Raw genomic sequence first — 17000 nt, forward strand, 5'->3', positions numbered from 1 at the left:
CTGTTCATTGAATGACCAATCGTATCCGCAAAAAGATAAATAAGATACGTAAAGAGGGATGTTGTGAATGGAGGCATGGCAAGAATGGATGTGTTAAACCAATATGAAAAACGAGTGTATTCCCAAAATGGAGAAGACGGCATCATTGAAGAAATATTTTCGCGAATCGGAGCTACGAATCGCTATTGTGTAGAATTCGGAGTTGGAGATGGCTCGGAATGCATGATAAAAAAACTCGTCACGCAGCATGGATGGAGCGGATTGGCGATGGAAGGCGATCTGAACAGTTGCAATAAAATGTCTGCTGATTATGCTGCCTATCCCCAGGTCATCATCAAGAATGAGTTGATCACGAAAGAAAATATTTCTCGGTTATTCGAAGAAAATGGTGTTCCAAAGGAATTTGATCTGCTCTCCATCGACATTGACGGCAATGATTACTGGGTATGGCAAGCTCTTTCTATTTACACACCGCGGCTTGTTGTTATTGAGTACAATGCTGCTTTTCCACCCCCACAAAAAATGGTGATTGCCTATCAGCCTGATTTTAAATGGGGTGGCACTACCTACTATGGTGCCAGCTTGAGTTCCTTGGCCATTTTGGGAACCAGGTTGGGGTATGCCTTGGTGGGGACAGATTCAAAGGGCGTCAACGCTTTTTTTGTAAGACGGGACTTGCTTCTCCAATCAGGTTTTCCTGAACGAACACCAGAACAAGCTTATCATCCTCCTCGGTACGGAACAGTCGCGGGCGGACATCCTCATCAATCCGGTCCGTACTTGGAAATCTAGTCGTTACTAGAATTCGAGCATCTGCAAGACAGCTTGTTTCAAGGTGAAAAGCCTTTCTTGGCTATCCTGCTTACTCGTTCCTTTCACCCCTAAATAAATTTTGATTTTGGGCTCCGTACCTGAGGGTCTGACACAAAACCACGAATGATCGTGGAAAAAGTATTTGATCGTATCTGAGGCAGGCAAGGTGAGCGGTGTGGATGTACGTGTTTGGCAATCTGTGCGGATTCCGCTGGCATAATCTTCGATGGCTATGACGGGGTGGGAGGCGATTTGGGAAGGTGGCTGACTGCGCAGGGAAGACATCGTTGCCGATATTTTTTGCATGCCATCTCCTCCTTTGCATGTGAAAGAAATCAGCTCTTCCGCATAATAACCGTAACGGATGAATAAGTCATTCAGTGTATGATCGAGGCTTCTGTGCTGTGATTTGTAATACGCGCACATGTCAGCAAGCAACAAAGCAGTTTGTACGGCATCCTTATCCCGGACAAAATCGCCGATTAAGTATCCGTAGCTTTCTTCGTAACCAAATTGGAAGACGTACGCGCCACTATTTTCGTAGGCTTCGATTTTTTCGCCAATATATTTGAAGCCTGTCAAAGTATCTTCTGTCGATACACCGAAGTCTGTCGCAATGGCTCTGCCCATTTCAGAGGTGACGATTGTTTTCAATACAATGCCGTTAGAGGGGAGCTCCCCCTTTTTTTGTTTGGTTTCCAGCAGGTAATGAAGAAGCAAGGCTCCCAGCTGATTCCCTGTCAGGACGCTGTAGTCTTCTGCCTGGTTTTTGACGAGCACACCGAGGCGATCTCCATCAGGGTCCGTCCCCATGATCACGTCGGCATCCACCTGATTGGCGTATGAAATCGCTAATCGAAAGGATTCAGGCTCTTCGGGATTAGGCGAGGTTACAGTCGAAAAGTTAGGATCGGGGACAGCTTGCTCTTTAACGACACTCACTTGTTTATACCCGAACAATTTCAATCCACGTGTGATCGAGTCATGCGTCGTTCCGTGCAGGGGAGTAAAGACGATCTTCACTTGCTCCCGGATCGCAGGAGATAAGTCTGGGTGGACGCGCAATTGCTTTACTTTTTCCAAATACGCATGCAAGAGAGAATCGTCAATGTAGTGGAGAAGTCCATTTTTGTACAGCTCTTGTTCATCGGCTGGGGTGATTTCGAGTTCATTTCCGGCTGCAACGATATGTTCCATCAGTCGTTCGGCTGTCGCGAGCGTAATTTGCCCCCCGTCTGCGCCATAAATTTTGTAGCCGTTATATTCGGGAGGATTGTGGCTTGCTGTAATGACAATGCCAGCACACGCGCAAAAGTGGCGGACAGCAAAGGAAAGCAGAGGGGTAGGAGTCAGTTGATTGAATATACATGTAGTAATCCCATACTGACCGAGAACTTTGGCGGTTTCTGTGGCAAACAATTGTGAGTGTTTCCGTGAGTCATAGGCAATGACGACTTTTTTGACGGACAGATCCGGGTATGTTTCGAGCAAATAAAGAGCTAGCCCTGCGCTCGCTTTGCGAATCGTGTATAAGTTGATGCGGTTTATTCCGGGCTCCATGACCCCGCGCATGCCTCCGGTTCCAAATGCAATCGGGGCAGAGAAGCAATCCGCAAGCTGCTTTTCATCAGTGTGCATGGCGGTTAACTGCTGACGAAGCTCTGGATCGAGGGATTCACACTCGTTCCAGCGTGTATAGTGTGCGTGCCAGTTTGCATTCATGTAGAGTTCACTCCCGTGTGTAGAGTACGACATCATTTACTAGGGTATTAACGAAATGGTGAGGGAGTGAGTGGATGTGATTAAGACTGGAGGATGTGAGTCTAACATGAAGGTGGATTGGCTGATAGTCGGAGCTGGATTTACGGGTGCTACACTCGCAGAGCGGATTGCCAACGGGCTTGATCAAAAAGTGTTGGTGGTAGAGGGGCGCAATCATATCGGAGGAAATGCCTATGATTGCTATGATGAGCAGGGGATACTGATTCACAAATACGGTTCGCACACCTTTCATACGAATTCCAAGCTGGTCTGGGACTATTTGTCGCGTTTTACGCAGTGGCGACCGTACTTCCATGAGGTGCGTGCCTATGTCGATGGCATAAAAATACCATTGCCTTTCAATCTGAATGCATTGTCTGCTTTGTTTTCCCCGCAATATGCGCAGAAACTGGAGAGCTTACTGATCCGTCAATATGGATTCGGGGCGAAGATTCCGATTCTGAAGCTACGGGATAGTGCTCATGAAGAGCTAGGTTTTTTGGCTGATTACATTTATCAAAAAGTATTTCATCGGTATACGATTAAGCAATGGGATTTGAAGCCGGAGGAGCTGGATCAGTCTGTTTCCGCAAGGGTTCCTGTGTATGTCAGCAGGGACAATCGGTATTTTCAGGACACGTATCAAGGAATTCCGTTGCATGGCTTTACGACAATGTTTCAACGCATGCTCGACCATCCGAATATAAAGGTGCTTCTCAATACGGACTATCAAGAAATTGCGGATGAAATCAGGTATAAACGTATGATTTACACAGGCCCGATCGATTCCTTTTTTGGCTATAAGCATGGACAGTTGCCTTATCGAAGCCTGCGCTTTCATTTTGAGACGCATCAAAAGGAGTGGTACCAAGAAGTGGGGACTGTCAATTACCCCAATGAGTATGATTTCACCAGAATCCTCGAACAAAAGCACCTCACAGGTCAAGTCGTTCCTCACACAACCATATCCTTCGTCTATCCACAGCCGTATTCACCTGGCGAAAACGAGCCTTATTATCCAATTCCTCGCAAGGAAAACAGCCAACGGTACAGCCTCTATAAACAAGAGGCGGAGCAAATACGCGATCAGGTGCTTTTTGCCGGGAGACTCGCGGACTATCAATACTACAACATGGATCAAGCAGTGGCGCGGGCATTGACCTTGTTTAAGCAGATTGTCACAGAATAGTTAGGAAGGCTTTTCTTTCGGAATGAGCTCGTTCACATAGATCCATCCCTCGGGTGTGTACACAAAGGCAGGCTCGTACTCGTCACCCCACAGTTTCAAGATTTTCGTAAGGATGTACTTTCTTGCTTTTGTCCATTGCGGCCAGTTTTTTGTGTGGGAATTGTTGCTCTCGTGAATCAAATAATGATAGAGGTTCGCATCGACCCAGTGAACATCACCTGTTCCGATCAATTTTAATAACATGTACTTGTCATGAGAAAACCTTCCCTGCATTGGATCATCACATTCAAATCCACCGACATCACGAACCGCCTGTGTCCGATAAAAACGAGGCCAAACCATCGGAGCTTCCAAGTAATCATACTTATCTTCATAGATCGGAGGCCGCATGATTTCGGACAGTTCTCGCGTGTCACCCATTTCCTTCCAAAAAACGGTGTTGGAGAACACGACGTTCGTGGTTTCTGGCTGGCGTTCCATTTCATCCAACAAAATTTCTAAGGTCTTTTCGTCGAACCAGTCATCCGAATCAAGTGAGACAAAGTAGGGCGTGTTAATTCGTTCAAGAGCAGCCGCCATTGTTTTGCCGATCCCTGAATTTTCAGGGAGTAGCACGTAGTGAATGCGGGGATCATCGAGGTACTTTTCTACGATTGTCTGTGTGTGGTCAGTAGAGGCATCGTCTACAATGAGGAGCTTCCATTCCTTGTGCGTTTGGTTCAACACACTTTCGATGGCTGTCGGAAGATACTTTTCCCGATTATAGGTTGGAATCACGACAGTAATGAGCGACATGGCGGTCGAACCCCCTCTTTTGATCATTTTAAAATATCTGTCACCTGCCTACCTCCTTATTGATCATTGACAACGGTTTGCTTTCATTAGTTTATTACGGACTTTTATTCTTGACCCTCACCCTGACAACTGAACGTATGAACATGGTCCGGCATAAGCTTAAGAGATGCTCAAGGGTACTTACCGGAATGATATTACGGCACAGCCTGAAGAAGGGGAGTAGTAGCGGATGAAAACAGCTTTCCTTACAGGAATCACAGGTCAGGACGGCGCTTACCTGGCAAAATTTTTGCTTGAGAAGGGGTACCATGTGGTAGGACTGGTACCACGCCGTAGCACGGTGGACAGGTGGCGGCTGGAGTATTTGAACATCGCAGATCACGTAGAGTACAAGGATGGCGATCTATTGGATGTGTCGTCGTTGACGCGTGCACTGAAGGCATGTAAACCAGCGGAAGTGTATCATTTAGGAGCGCAGAGCTTTGTCGGTTCGTCGTGGGAGCAGCCTATTTTGACCGCGCAAGTAACTGGAATGGGTGTCCTGCATGTACTGGAGGCGATTCGGGAAACGGACCCCGCAATCAAAATGTATCAGGCTTCATCAAGTGAGCTGTACGGATTAATCCAGGAGCCACAGCAATCGGAGCAAACGCCTTTTTACCCAAGAAGCCCATATGCAGTCTCCAAGCTGTTTGGCTACTGGATGACCAAAAACTATCGGGAAAGCTTTCAGATGTTTAGCACAAACGGCATTTTATTCAATCATGAATCACCTTTGCGGGGGCTGGAATTTGTAACGAGGAAAGTGACACATGCTGTAGCGAGAATTGCCGCGAACAAGCAAAAGGAACTGCGGATGGGGAATATTCAGGCGAAGCGGGATTGGGGCTTTGCCGGAGATTTCGTGGAAGCGATGTGGCTGATGCTCCAGCAGGATAAACCGGATGACTATGTCATTGCGACAGGCAAAACTTCGACGGTGGAAGAGATGTGCAAAATCGCCTTCGATTATGTTGGGTTGAACTACCTGGATTACGTCGTGATCGACCCGGAATTGTATCGGCCAGCAGAAGTGGACATTTTGTTGGGCAATCCGGAAAAAGCGAAAAGAGAGCTCGATTGGACACCGAAAACAAAGCTGGAAGAGTTGATTCACATGATGGTCGAAGCGGATATGCAGCGGGTGGCAAAAGCATAGGGCATCAAAAGGTCTATGACCAAGTGACGAGGCGTCCTGCCTATGGGACGTCTTTTTCTATTCTCTCGCCTATGTCGCATCTACAGTCAACACATATATATAGGAATGGGCAATGATGTGTGTATAACCATGCTTGGAAAGGAATGGTGGGCAATGCCTACACAGAACGTTGGTTTTACTGGCGCCATTCAAACCTTTGTCGTTCCTCCAACGGTTACCTCGTTGACGATCCGGGCGGTAGGTGCCCGAGGCGGTGACGGACTCACAACTGGAGGGCGGGGGGCGTATATTCAGGGCGACTTTCCTGTGACACCAGGTGAGGTATTGTCTATCCTCGTAGGCGGAGCAGGTGGTGGCGATGACTTAACGGCAGGTGGTGGAGGCGGCGGATCATTTGTTTGGCGCACGACGAGTCCCGTTACTGCCGCCAACATTCTGATTGCAGCAGGTGGTGGAGGTGGCGGTACCCAAGGCTCCACAGGCCGCAATGCGAATGAGTCCAGTATATCAGGTCAAGCTGGTAATGAGGCATTAGGTGGCGCAGGGGGAGTGAATGGCCTCGGAGGTGGAGGGGGCAGCGGATTACTAGGGGGTGGAGGTGCTGGAGGAGCTGGTATCGTTGGAAACGGTGCCAACGGCTCCACAGGTGCTGTTGGAGGAACGGCTATTAATGCTGGGGGTGCCGGGGGAGGTACTGGGGGTTTTGGCGGCGGCGGGGCAGGGAGCGCAGGTGGCGGCGGCGGTGGAGGATACAGCGGCGGTGGGGGTGGAGGTGGTACAAACCTTGTGGAATCATTCGGAGGAGGTGGAGGCGGAGGTTCCTTTAATGCCGGACTCAATCAGAAAAACGTTTCCGGTGTGGGAACAGGCGATGGTATCGTAGTCATCACGTTTGCGGCTGTTACACTCAATTTTACGGGCGAGCTTCAGACTTTCGTCGTCCCTCCTTGTGTTACTTCTATGACGATACAGGCAGTAGGGGCGAGAGGCGGAGGTTCACTTGATTTTGGCAGAGGAGCGTTCATCCAGGGGGATTTTTCTGTCACGCCGGGTGAAGTATTGACCGTTTTGGTTGGTGGAATGGGAAATAGTCAGAGTGGCGGTGGCGGTACATTTGTATGGCGGACTATAAACCCGGTGACAGCCGCCAATCTGCTCGTAGCAGCGGGTGGCGGAGGCGGGGAAGCCAATTTACTGCCTGGAAGGGATGCAGCTTTAACCACAAGCGGAACGGCAGGAGCGCCTGGTGGAGCTGGAGGGATCAATGGGTTAGGTGGTGGTGCGGGAGCGCCAGACGATGGAGGAGGCGGTGGAGCAGGCATTGTTGGAAATGGTTCTTCCTCCCCAGGTGGAGGCGGAGGTGGAACCGCGATCAATGCCGGTGGCGCGGGTGGAGCTCCTGATGGTGGAGGCGGAACTGGCGGTTTTGGAGGAGGCGGCGGAGGCGGAGCTAGTGGCGGTGGAGGTGGTGGAGGCTTTAGTGGTGGCGGAGGCGGAAACGGATTAGATCCCTTGTTTCCTCTAGTCGCTGGGCTCGGTGGCGGAGGTGGCTCATTCAACGGGGGGAGCAATCAGCTTAACTTGACGAGGATTGGGCTTGGCAATGGTCAGGTCATCATCAGTTTTCCTTTCGTCGAACCCCCGACCATCACATGTCCCCCTGATATCAGCACCGGTACGGATCCAGGTGTGGATTTCGGCATGGTAACGTACACGGTAACAGCGACAAGTCCTAGCTGCGGTATCGTCTCGATTTCCTGCAGTCCGTCCGGCGTCGTTCACAATTTCCCGTCTTTACCTGTAGCGGAAGTGGTTGAGACCATGGCGTTTCCGCAGGGAATGACAGTGGTGACGTGCACGGCAACGGATGCGGCTGGAAATACGAGCTCCTGTTCGTTTACTGTTACAGTTACGAACGTATTTCCAACTGCCACGCCTCCGATCCCGAACAATTTGGAGGCTAGATGCATCATGGTTCAAGAGGTATACGACTGGGTAGTCTCTACGAATCGGGAACGGAGCAAGGTATCCATCCCAGATGAATTCCTTCCGTTGGTTGATGAAGCCATACAATCTGGTCAGGACATCTCTATTCAATGCATAGAGCCTGTCGTCCCTCCGCCATTTCCGCTCTTTCAACGCTCACACACGGAATGTGTCTCCGATTTTTCTTGCAGGATCGTCAACGTTCGAAGAGTGCAGATGACAATCAATCAAACGACTTTTCTGGCAGGTATGGTACAGTTTGTTTTTCAGGCAACTGTCCTACTCCGCGTCTTTGCGAACGGTGTCTTTTTGTTCGAATTCCCGGTTGTCGTTTCGTTCGACGATGAAGTGATTCTATGCTTGCCTGAGCCTTTGGACGAAAACAATATCACCTGTCGGATCACAGGTATTGAGTGCACGCCGAATGCACACTTTCTACTTGGCGGAAGGGTCGAATTGGAAGTGATCATCTGCAAGGAGATTCAGGTACATGCGGAAGTCAAAATGGAGGTGCTGGGGAAATTTTGTTCCCCGCGTCCAAATAACATCCCTGCTCCTACTCCTACGCCCTTTTTTCGTTGCCCTTCTTTCGTATTTCCTCGGCAATGCCAATCGATTTTCCCGAGTCAGGATTAGGGGGGACAAAGTAGGATCACAACACGAGCCAAGGGGACGTTTCATAGGGGACGTCTCTTTTTTCGTAGCGTGCAAAGCTTTCTGCTAAACGCGGTGGCTCATAGGCTTATGGCAGTGTTCTGGTCGTACTCCGTTTTGAAATAAAAACGGAAATGTCACCCTGTTACTTTTTAAGGTGAACCTATTCCTGATAACGAGTTAGCCTGTTCTTTTTCCATTCTAGGGAAAGGGTTGCTCTTTTTCTCTAGAAAATAGCTAAACTCCACCTGTTGCGTATTTGTTTCAGTTATTGGCACACTATTTGCATAGTTAGAAAAGTGCAAACATTCAAACTTCCGCACGCAAAGGAGACTTGCTATGAACGTCGTTGCCAACGTATACCGGGGAGAACAGGTAGAGAGCTCACATCTCGGACATATCGCAGTCGTTGATTCGCAGGGGACATTGCTCTATTCGTACGGTGATCCCCATCGCCTTACATATGCACGCTCCAGTATGAAGCCGTTGCAGACGATTCCAGTAATCGAGACGGGGACGGCAGATCGGTATGGTTTTGAGCCGGCTGATCTTTCGCTCTGTTGTGCTTCTCATAGTGGAGAGCCACGCCATCGCGCACGTGCGCTCTCTATGCTTACGCGAGCAGGTCAGCCAGAAGCGACATTGCAATGCGGGACACATGTGCCACGTCATGAGGAGAGCTACAAACAGCTGATTCGAGAGGGCAAGCCGCTTACACCTGTATTCTCGAATTGCTCCGGTAAGCACTCCGGCATGATTGCCACCGCGACACATATGGGGGAGGACGTGACTACCTATCATTTGCCTACGCATCCAGTGCAACAGCGGATTCTTGATGTAGTCGAAGACATAACAGGCTACCCCAAAGACAAAATCAACCTCGGGACAGATGGATGTGGGGTTCCCGTCCATCAATTGCCGCTCGCCCATTACGCGTGGGCATTCGCCAAGCTGGCAAGACCAGAGGTGATCGAAAATACCGAGCGACGAAAAGCCGTTCAGCGAATTACGGATGCCATGACCGCTCATCCGGAAATGGTCGGAGGCGAGAATCGATATTGCACAGACCTCATGACAGCCTTTGGTGGTCGTATCGTAGGGAAGGCAGGCGCCGAGTCCGTGTACTGCCTGGGCGATAGAGAAACAGGATGGGGCATTGCCATCAAAATTGAGGATGGAGGACCACGGGCGATCAATCCGGTCGTCAATGAAGTGCTTCGTCAACTGGGAATCGGCATGGACGGTCCTTTGGAAACGCTCGCGGAATATACAAACCCGCCCATTACAAACATGAGTGGTAACGTTGTTGGACGGATCGAGACATCCTTTAGTCTCACCAAGACAGATTTTTCTTTACGTGTATAAATGGCATTCCCAGCAGTGCCGTTTATTCATAAAGCAACAAAGGCTAATTGTTGTTCAAAAAGAAAAGGGGGTCACATGCAATGAACATGCGAAAAGGATGGAAGCTGCTTAGTACCGCTGCACTTGTCACTGTTCTTGCCATTACCGGTTGTAGTCAGTCTGCAACGCCACCAGCAGGGGGAGGTACAGCAGGTCAAGCGTCCACAGATACAGGTGGACAAGCCAATGTCGCTGGAAAACTCAAGCTCAATCTGAAGACGGAACCACCTTCGCTCGATCCACCAAAAGGCTTTGACAGTACTTCAAACGAAGTGTTGAATGCCACAATGGAAGGCTTGGTTCGACTGGACAAGGATCACAAGCCGCAAGCAGCCATGGCCGAGAAATGGGCAGTGAGTGAGGATGGGAAAACGTATACCTTTACACTGCGCGATAGCAAATGGTCGAATGGTGAACCAGTGACAGCGCAGGATTTCGAGTTTGCGTTTAAACGCATTGTCGATCCGAACAATGCATTCCCGTCTGCTTTCCTCGCCTATTACATCGATGGAGCAGAAGCGTTCAACAAAGGAACAGGAAATGCAGACGGCGTACAGGTAAAAGCCGTAGACGAGAAGACGTTTGAGGTGAAGCTGAAGGCGCCAACAGGTTACTTCCTCCATATTCTGACGCAGCCGACCTTCTTCCCGGTGAATAAAAAAGTCGTGGAGAGCAATCCAAAATGGGCGGAAGGCGCTGCAAGCATCGTGACGAATGGACCGTTTAAAATGGAAGATTGGGTTCATGACCAATCAGTGAAGCTGGTGAAAAACGACGGCTACTGGGACCGTGATTCGATCAAATATGCGGGAATCGAGTTTGTTATGGTCAACGATGAAAATACGCAATTCCAAATGTACAAAACAGGTCAGCTCGACATGATCCAGACCGTTCCCAATGATATGAAGAAACAGTTGATCGATTCTGGGGAAGCAAAGGTAGAAACGGAAGCATCCATCTACTACTACCGCATGAACACCACAATGCCTCCATTCACTAACGCCAACATTCGGAAAGCATTTGCGCTGGCCATCGATCGCAAGACCTTGATCGACAATGTCGTGCAAGGGAAACAGACACCTGCCATGGCTCACGTACCATTAGGCTTCCCAGAGCCAGACGGAGCGGATTTCCGCACAAAGGGCGGGGATTTCTTCAAGGATAACGATGTAGAGCAAGCAAAAGCACTGCTGAAAAAAGGGATGGAGGAAGAAGGGTGGACGACCCTCCCGCCTGTCACCATGACGTATAACACCAGTGATGCGCACAAGGCCATCGCGCAAGTTTTGCAGGAAATGTACAAGAAAAATCTCGGGGTAGATGTGAAGCTGGAAAACAAAGAGTGGAAAGTATTCCTGGCTGAACAGCGTGCCCGCAGTCTTCAATTCTCCCGCTCGACGATCCCTGCTGACTACGGAGACCCGGTCAATTACCTAGAGCTGTTCGTGACTGACCATCCTGGAAACCGTGTCAACTACAGCAACAAAGAGTATGACGCACTGGTAGAGAAGATTCGCAACACTGCCGACGAAACAGAGCGCTTCAAGCTCATGCATGACGCGGAGAAAATTTTCATGGATGATATGCCACTCGTACCTATCTATTTCGGGACAAAAGTATTTATGGAGCAGCCAAACATAAAAGGCATCGTTCGCCATCCAGTTGGTACGATTGACTACAAATGGGTAGAAATCGGCAATAAGTAATAAGTAAAATAAGCGAAGACAAGAGCGAATATTCGAAACGTTCTTGTCTTCACTTTACATCTTGGAGCGGCTGATATGGACAAAAAATCGATCATATTTATTGCAAGAATGGATGAGTTTCTACAGTCCGTCGTTAGTCAGTATCATGAATTGGGGATCGGCGATGATATCCATGTCGAGGCGATGCGAGTCGACCAGCTTCCGTTACGCCCGATCACGCCTGGTGCTCTCGTCATTGTATCCACCAAAAGCATTGTCCCACTTGTACAAACGTATGTGCCAAAAGAATCCAGCATCATCATTGCCAAGCGAATGCTGCCATACCATAATTTGCGCGGCATGCTGGAAATTCCGAAAGGCGTGAAAGTGCTTCTCGTCAGTGACACCAAAGAGACTGCTGAAGAAAATGTGGAATTGCTGCGTGCCTCTGGGATGGATTTTGAACTGTATCCCTACTATCCAGGTGCTGACTATCCACCTGACATCGAGATTGCTGTAACGCCAGGAGAGGCAGAGCATGTCCCCCCGCATATTCGCAAAGTTGTCGATATCGGGTATCGGATCATCGATTTATCTACGTGGCTTGCCATCTACTCTCATTTTAAAAACGGCAATTTTCAAAAGGTGACCGCACGCGCCATGCAATCGTTGGTCGATATCACCAAAGAGCTGAACAACGAAATTCAGCATGCGCATCTGTTGAGTAAATATTTGGAGGCCATCGTCAATCGGATCGAGGACGCGGTGATTGCCATGGATGAAAAAGAAAACATCCGTTTTGTCAATCAAAAAGCAATCGATACGTTGCAGTTGGAAGGGAATGAAGTCGTCGGTGAGCGGGCGTCCAATTGCTTGCCTGCGAATTTTTATCAGTTGATCCGGCAGTGTGAAGAGAACAAAGATGTTTTGGTAGATTGGGCGAACAAAACCTACTTTTTCCGCAAAATGCACATCGTCATGGAAGGAAGCTTTCTCGGGAGTCTGCTTTTGTTTCGTCAGGCTGCAGAAATTGAAAAGCTGGAGCACGATTATCGCATGCGCCTTTACAACAAAGGATTGGTAGCCAAGTACCAATTTGATGATTTCTATGGGGAGAGCGTGCCTGTACAAAAAGTGATTCAGATTGCCCGCAAAATCGCAAGAAGCAACTCCACCGTGCTGTTGTTGGGAGAGACAGGGACAGGGAAGGAATTGCTCGCCCAGGCTATCCACAACGCTTCGCCACGCAGAAGAGAGCCGTTTGTCGGGGTCAACTTCGCTGCCATATCGGAATCTCTTTTGGAAAGCGAGCTGTTCGGCTATGAAGAAGGGGCTTTTACCGGAGCGCGCAAAGGTGGACATATCGGCTGGTTTGAATTGGCCCACAAAGGGACCATTTTTCTTGATGAGATCGGAGATGCCAGCACGGCTATTCAAAACCGACTGCTGCGTGTATTGCAAGAACGCCAGATTATGCGCGTAGGCGGCAGCAAGATCATCCCGACAGATATTCGCGTCATCGCAGCAACGAATCAAGATTTGCAGCGGATGATTGCGGAAGGAGCCTTCCGTGCTGATTTGTATTATCGTCTGAATATCTTGCCGATTTATTTGCCACCGCTGCGAAACAGACGGGAGGATATCCCGTGGTTGGCCCATCAATTTATGAAGAAATATTCCTATGATTTGCGCCGCCCACCGTTTACGTTAACCAATGAAGCCATGCGGGCGCTTCATGAGTACGATTGGCCTGGAAATATTCGCGAGCTCGAAAATGTGATTGAGTATTTAGCACACGTCGTCGAGGATGAAGCGTATCCGTATCATTTGCCGTTTCTGCGGGAAATACCGGAAGCGCCGTTGCCTGTAGATGGTCTAAACAACGAATGTGAAATCATCGTCACTGAATATAAAAAACGAGGATTTCTGGATGAAATCACGGCTATTTTGCAGGAGCTGGGGCAAGGAAGCGGTGGACGCTATACGCTACTTGCGCAGTTACAAGAAAGAGGCCACTCGGTTACCTTGCAACAGCTGCGCTATCGCCTGAAGCTTTTGCAGCAGGATGAGCTGATTCAAGTGGGAAAAGGAAGACAAGGGAGTCAGATTTCCTCAAAAGGTGAATCGTTTCTTGCCTATCTACATCGGATGAAAGCAGGGGAACGCATATGAGTGATTACTGGCGGCAGCAAGCGCTTCTGCAAAGAGAGCAGTACCTGGATGATTTGAAATCCTTTCTTTCCATTAACAGCATTGAAGATATGACGACGGCAAAAGAAGGAAAGCCATTTGGCGAAGGTGTTGCCGCAGCGCTTGAAGCAATGCTCGCTCGCGGTGAGCTGGATGGCTTCCAGATCAAAAACCTGGATGGTTACGCAGGGACAATCGAGTTCGGCGACGGGGAAGAAGAGATCGGTGTGCTCGTTCATATCGATGTGGTCACTGTGGGAGAAGGTTGGACGACCCCGCCTTTTGAACCGAGCATTCGAGATGGTCGCATCTATGCGCGTGGAGCGATTGATGACAAAGGCCCAGCGATGGCTGCGTACTACGCGTTGAAGCTGGTCAAGGATTCAGGTTTGCCACTGACAAAACGTGTGCGAATGATCATCGGAACAGATGAAGAGAGCGGCTGGCTGTGCATGAAGCATTTTGCCGAGTATGATCGCATCCCGCCGATTGGCTTTTCACCAGATTCCTCCTTCCCGATGACACATGCCGAGAAGGGACAGATCAACCCGACATTGACGATTCCAGTGATCGAACCAATCGAACGAAATGGAGCATGGCAGTTAGCGTCATTTGTCTCCGGTGATCAAGGCAACAGTGTTCCCGAAAAAGCAATCGCTCTTGTACGACTGGACTCTCAGGCACGGCAGGAGGTCGTCCTTTCTCGATTGGCGGAAGAATGGGAAATGTTTCTGAATGAAAACCACACAACTGGTCGTATGGAACTGGTAGGGCTGGGACAATTGCAATTCACGCTCGCAGGAAAGCCGGCTCATGGGATGGCGCCATTCCAGGGCGTTAATGCGGGAACCTTGTTGGCTACTTTTTTGCGCTCGTACCCGTTTGGTGGCTCCTGCTTGTCCTTTCTTACGATGTTGTCTGACGTCCTGCATGAAGATTATTTTGCTCACCATCTACATATAGCTTGCGAGGATGAAGTGTCAGGCAAGCTGACGGTCAACGCGGGAATTTTGCGTTACGATTCCAGCGAAGGGGGGACCGTTCGGCTCAATATCCGTTATCCAGCGACTGTTTCCTGTGAGGAATACGTTGAGAAATTGAAGCAAAGGACGGCAGAACTGAATTGGGCGATTGCAGATTTGCGGACATCCAAGTCGCATTATGTACCAAAAGATCATCCTGTGATCCAAACCTTGTCGCGGGTGTACGAGGAGCACACGGGAGAGCCAGCGACCCTTCTTTCCTCAGGAGGAGCAACTTATGCCAAAATCATGCGGTATGGTGTTGCTTTCGGCCCGCTCTTTCCAGGCAAGGAATCCATGGCCCATCTGACTGATGAATATGCCGAGATTGACGACCTGCTGCGTGCCATGGCGATTTACGCGCATGCCATTTACGAGCTGGCTAAGTAAACGAGGAGGACTTCCATGTCAAACTATCTCGTAAAACGTATTTTGATGATGTTCGTCACCCTGTGGATTATCGTGACGCTGACGTTTGCCTTGATGCATGCCATTCCGGGGAACCCGTTTGCCTCCGAGTCGGATCAGCTGCCAGAGCAAATTCTCAATAATTTACGTGCCAAATACAATTTGGACGAGCCGTTGCCTGTTCAATATGTCTTATATCTGAAAAATCTGTTAATGCTCGACCTGGGCCCATCCATCAAATCAGACTCTCGTGGAGTCAATGACATGATTTCCGATGGCTTTGGTGCATCTGCGTGGTTGGGTGCGCAAGCGATCGGGATTGCACTCCTTTTCGGAATTTCGTTGGGCATCATCGCAGCACTCAATCGCAACAAATGGCTGGACTACGTTGCCATGGCGCTTGCTGTGTTGGGGGTAGCGATCCCGAGCTTCATTATGGCACCGCTTCTGATCAATTTTTTCGCGATCAAACTGCCGCTCTTTCCCGTTGCGACATGGGGGACCTGGCTGCATACAATACTGCCTTCACTGGCGCTCGCCTTTGGTCCAGTTGCGGTCATTACCCGCTACATGCGTGCCAGCATGATTGAAGTCATGAACCAGAACTACATTCGAACAGCAGAAGCAAAGGGTATTCCCATGTTTATCATCGTCGTCAGACATGGAATTCGCAATGCGATTCTGCCTGTTGTCACCTTTCTCGGACCTTTGATTGCCAGTTTGATAACGGGGACCTTTGTCGTGGAGAAAATCTTTGCGATTCCCGGCATTGGCAAGTATTTCGTAGACGGTATTTTCAACCGTGACTATCCGGTCATTTTGGGTACGACTATTTTTTACAGTGCGATTCTGATTTTTACCATTTTCCTGATTGATATCGCATACACCCTGATTGATCCGCGGATCAAGCTGACCAACAAGGAGAGATAAACTGTGGCGATGGAGCACAAAGTGGACCCGTTATTTCGCCCGTTGGCGAAAAATACGCAGGCGAATGTCATTGCACGACCGAGTCTCAGCAATGGGCAGCAGGTCATTCGGAAGCTGCTGAAAAACAAGCTGGCTATGCTCGGTCTGTTCATTATTCTCGCTTTGGTTGGCATGGCGATTATTGGACCGAATCTCGTGCCGTATAGTTATTCCGACCAGAGCTTGCTGACCAAAAATCAGGAAATCTCCGCGGAGCATTGGTTCGGTACGGATGAGCTAGGACGTGACATGTTTGCCCGTACGTGGTACGGGGCGAGGATTTCTTTGACGATTGGCATTGTCGCAGCATTGATCGACCTGGTCATCGGAGTGACAGTCGGGGGAATTGCAGGTTATATGGCAGGGCGAGGCAAACGAGGGGATCGCATCGATACGATCGCTATGCGTATTATCGAGATTTTGTATGGGTTGCCGTATTTACTGGTCGTCATTTTGCTCATGGTCGTGATGGAGCCGGGAATGCTGACGATTATTATTGCTCTGTCTGCTACTGGTTGGGTCGGCATGGCGCGGTTGGTGCGCGGACAAATCCTGCAATTGAAAAATCAAGAGTTCATTCTGGCTGCCCAAGTACTGGGAGCGAGGTTTTCACGAATTTTGCTAAAGCATCTGATTCCCAACACATTTGGCGTCATTATCGTAAATTTGACCTTTACGATTCCATCGGCGATTTTTGCGGAATCTTTTCTCAGCTTTCTTGGACTCGGTGTACAAGCTCCCGTCGCCAGTTGGGGGACGATGACAAACGATGGCTTGGGCGTTATTTTAACGGGTGATTGGTGGCGACTTTTTTTCCCGGCATTGATGATCTCGCTGACGATGTTCGCCTTCAACGTATTCGGTGACGGTTTGCAGGATGCACTTGATCCACGTCTACGCGATTAGAGACGACAGGGGGAATGAGG

12 protein-coding genes are annotated in these 17000 nt (G+C 49.4%); 10 read left to right on the plus strand and 2 right to left on the minus strand.

Annotated elements, in window-relative coordinates; genetic code table 11:
- Window positions 1-84 precede the first annotated feature (84 nt).
- On the plus strand, window positions 85-792 hold the full coding sequence (locus tag HPY27_RS28680; RefSeq protein ID WP_017247462.1) for an FkbM family methyltransferase: 708 nt from the start codon (window positions 85-87) through the stop codon (window positions 790-792).
- Between the two features lie 6 nt (window positions 793-798).
- Here the strand turns inward: HPY27_RS28680 and HPY27_RS28685 are convergent, their stop codons facing one another.
- Window positions 799-2535, minus strand: a complete 1737-nt coding sequence (locus tag HPY27_RS28685; protein ID WP_174226506.1) for a phospho-sugar mutase — start codon at window positions 2533-2535, stop codon at window positions 799-801.
- Between the two features lie 76 nt (window positions 2536-2611).
- On the opposite strand from HPY27_RS28685, the gene glf reads away from it, so the two are divergent.
- Window positions 2612-3763 (plus strand): UDP-galactopyranose mutase, encoded by a 1152-nt coding sequence (gene glf, locus HPY27_RS28690; RefSeq protein WP_371814381.1) that lies wholly within the window; start codon window positions 2612-2614, stop codon window positions 3761-3763.
- Here glf and HPY27_RS28695 read toward each other — a convergent pair whose 3' ends face one another.
- On the minus strand, window positions 3764-4558 hold the full coding sequence (locus HPY27_RS28695; protein WP_174226507.1) for a glycosyltransferase family 2 protein: 795 nt from the start codon (window positions 4556-4558) through the stop codon (window positions 3764-3766).
- Window positions 4559-4787: 229 nt separating this feature from the next.
- On the opposite strand from HPY27_RS28695, the gene gmd reads away from it, so the two are divergent.
- The 8 genes from gmd (at window position 4788) to HPY27_RS28735 (ending at window position 16980) form a co-directional block, all read left to right on the plus strand.
- Complete coding sequence (gene gmd, locus HPY27_RS28700; protein WP_017247466.1) at window positions 4788-5756, plus strand: GDP-mannose 4,6-dehydratase; 969 nt, start codon at window positions 4788-4790, stop codon at window positions 5754-5756.
- Between the two features lie 153 nt (window positions 5757-5909).
- A complete protein-coding gene (locus tag HPY27_RS30470; RefSeq protein WP_174226508.1) occupies window positions 5910-8378 on the plus strand; it encodes a BMQ_0737 family morphogenetic spore coat protein in 2469 nt (822 codons plus the stop codon).
- A gap of 357 nt (window positions 8379-8735) precedes the next feature.
- Window positions 8736-9761 (plus strand): asparaginase, encoded by a 1026-nt coding sequence (locus HPY27_RS28710; protein WP_174226509.1) that lies wholly within the window; start codon window positions 8736-8738, stop codon window positions 9759-9761.
- Between the two features lie 80 nt (window positions 9762-9841).
- The gene (locus HPY27_RS28715; RefSeq protein WP_017247471.1) at window positions 9842-11506 is read left to right on the plus strand and encodes a peptide ABC transporter substrate-binding protein; all 1665 of its coding nucleotides are present in this window, start codon (window positions 9842-9844) and stop codon (window positions 11504-11506) included.
- Window positions 11507-11581: 75 nt separating this feature from the next.
- Complete coding sequence (locus tag HPY27_RS28720) at window positions 11582-13657, plus strand: sigma-54 interaction domain-containing protein (protein WP_017247472.1); 2076 nt, start codon at window positions 11582-11584, stop codon at window positions 13655-13657.
- Window positions 13654-15087, plus strand: coding sequence for a dipeptidase PepV (pepV, locus tag HPY27_RS28725; RefSeq protein WP_174226510.1), 1434 nt, complete (start codon window positions 13654-13656; stop codon window positions 15085-15087). The genes HPY27_RS28720 and pepV overlap by 4 nt, the downstream gene beginning before the upstream one ends.
- A gap of 15 nt (window positions 15088-15102) precedes the next feature.
- Window positions 15103-16035 carry an ABC transporter permease gene (locus tag HPY27_RS28730; protein ID WP_069850659.1) on the plus strand — a complete coding sequence of 311 codons (933 nt, stop codon included), beginning with the start codon at window positions 15103-15105 and terminating at the stop codon, window positions 16033-16035.
- Window positions 16036-16044: 9 nt separating this feature from the next.
- Complete coding sequence (locus HPY27_RS28735) at window positions 16045-16980, plus strand: ABC transporter permease (RefSeq protein WP_174226515.1); 936 nt, start codon at window positions 16045-16047, stop codon at window positions 16978-16980.
- Window positions 16981-17000: the final 20 nt, after the last annotated feature.

It is taken from the genome of Brevibacillus sp. HB1.1, assembly GCF_013332445.1.
Taxonomy (GTDB): Bacteria; Bacillota; Bacilli; order Brevibacillales; family Brevibacillaceae; genus Brevibacillus; species Brevibacillus porteri.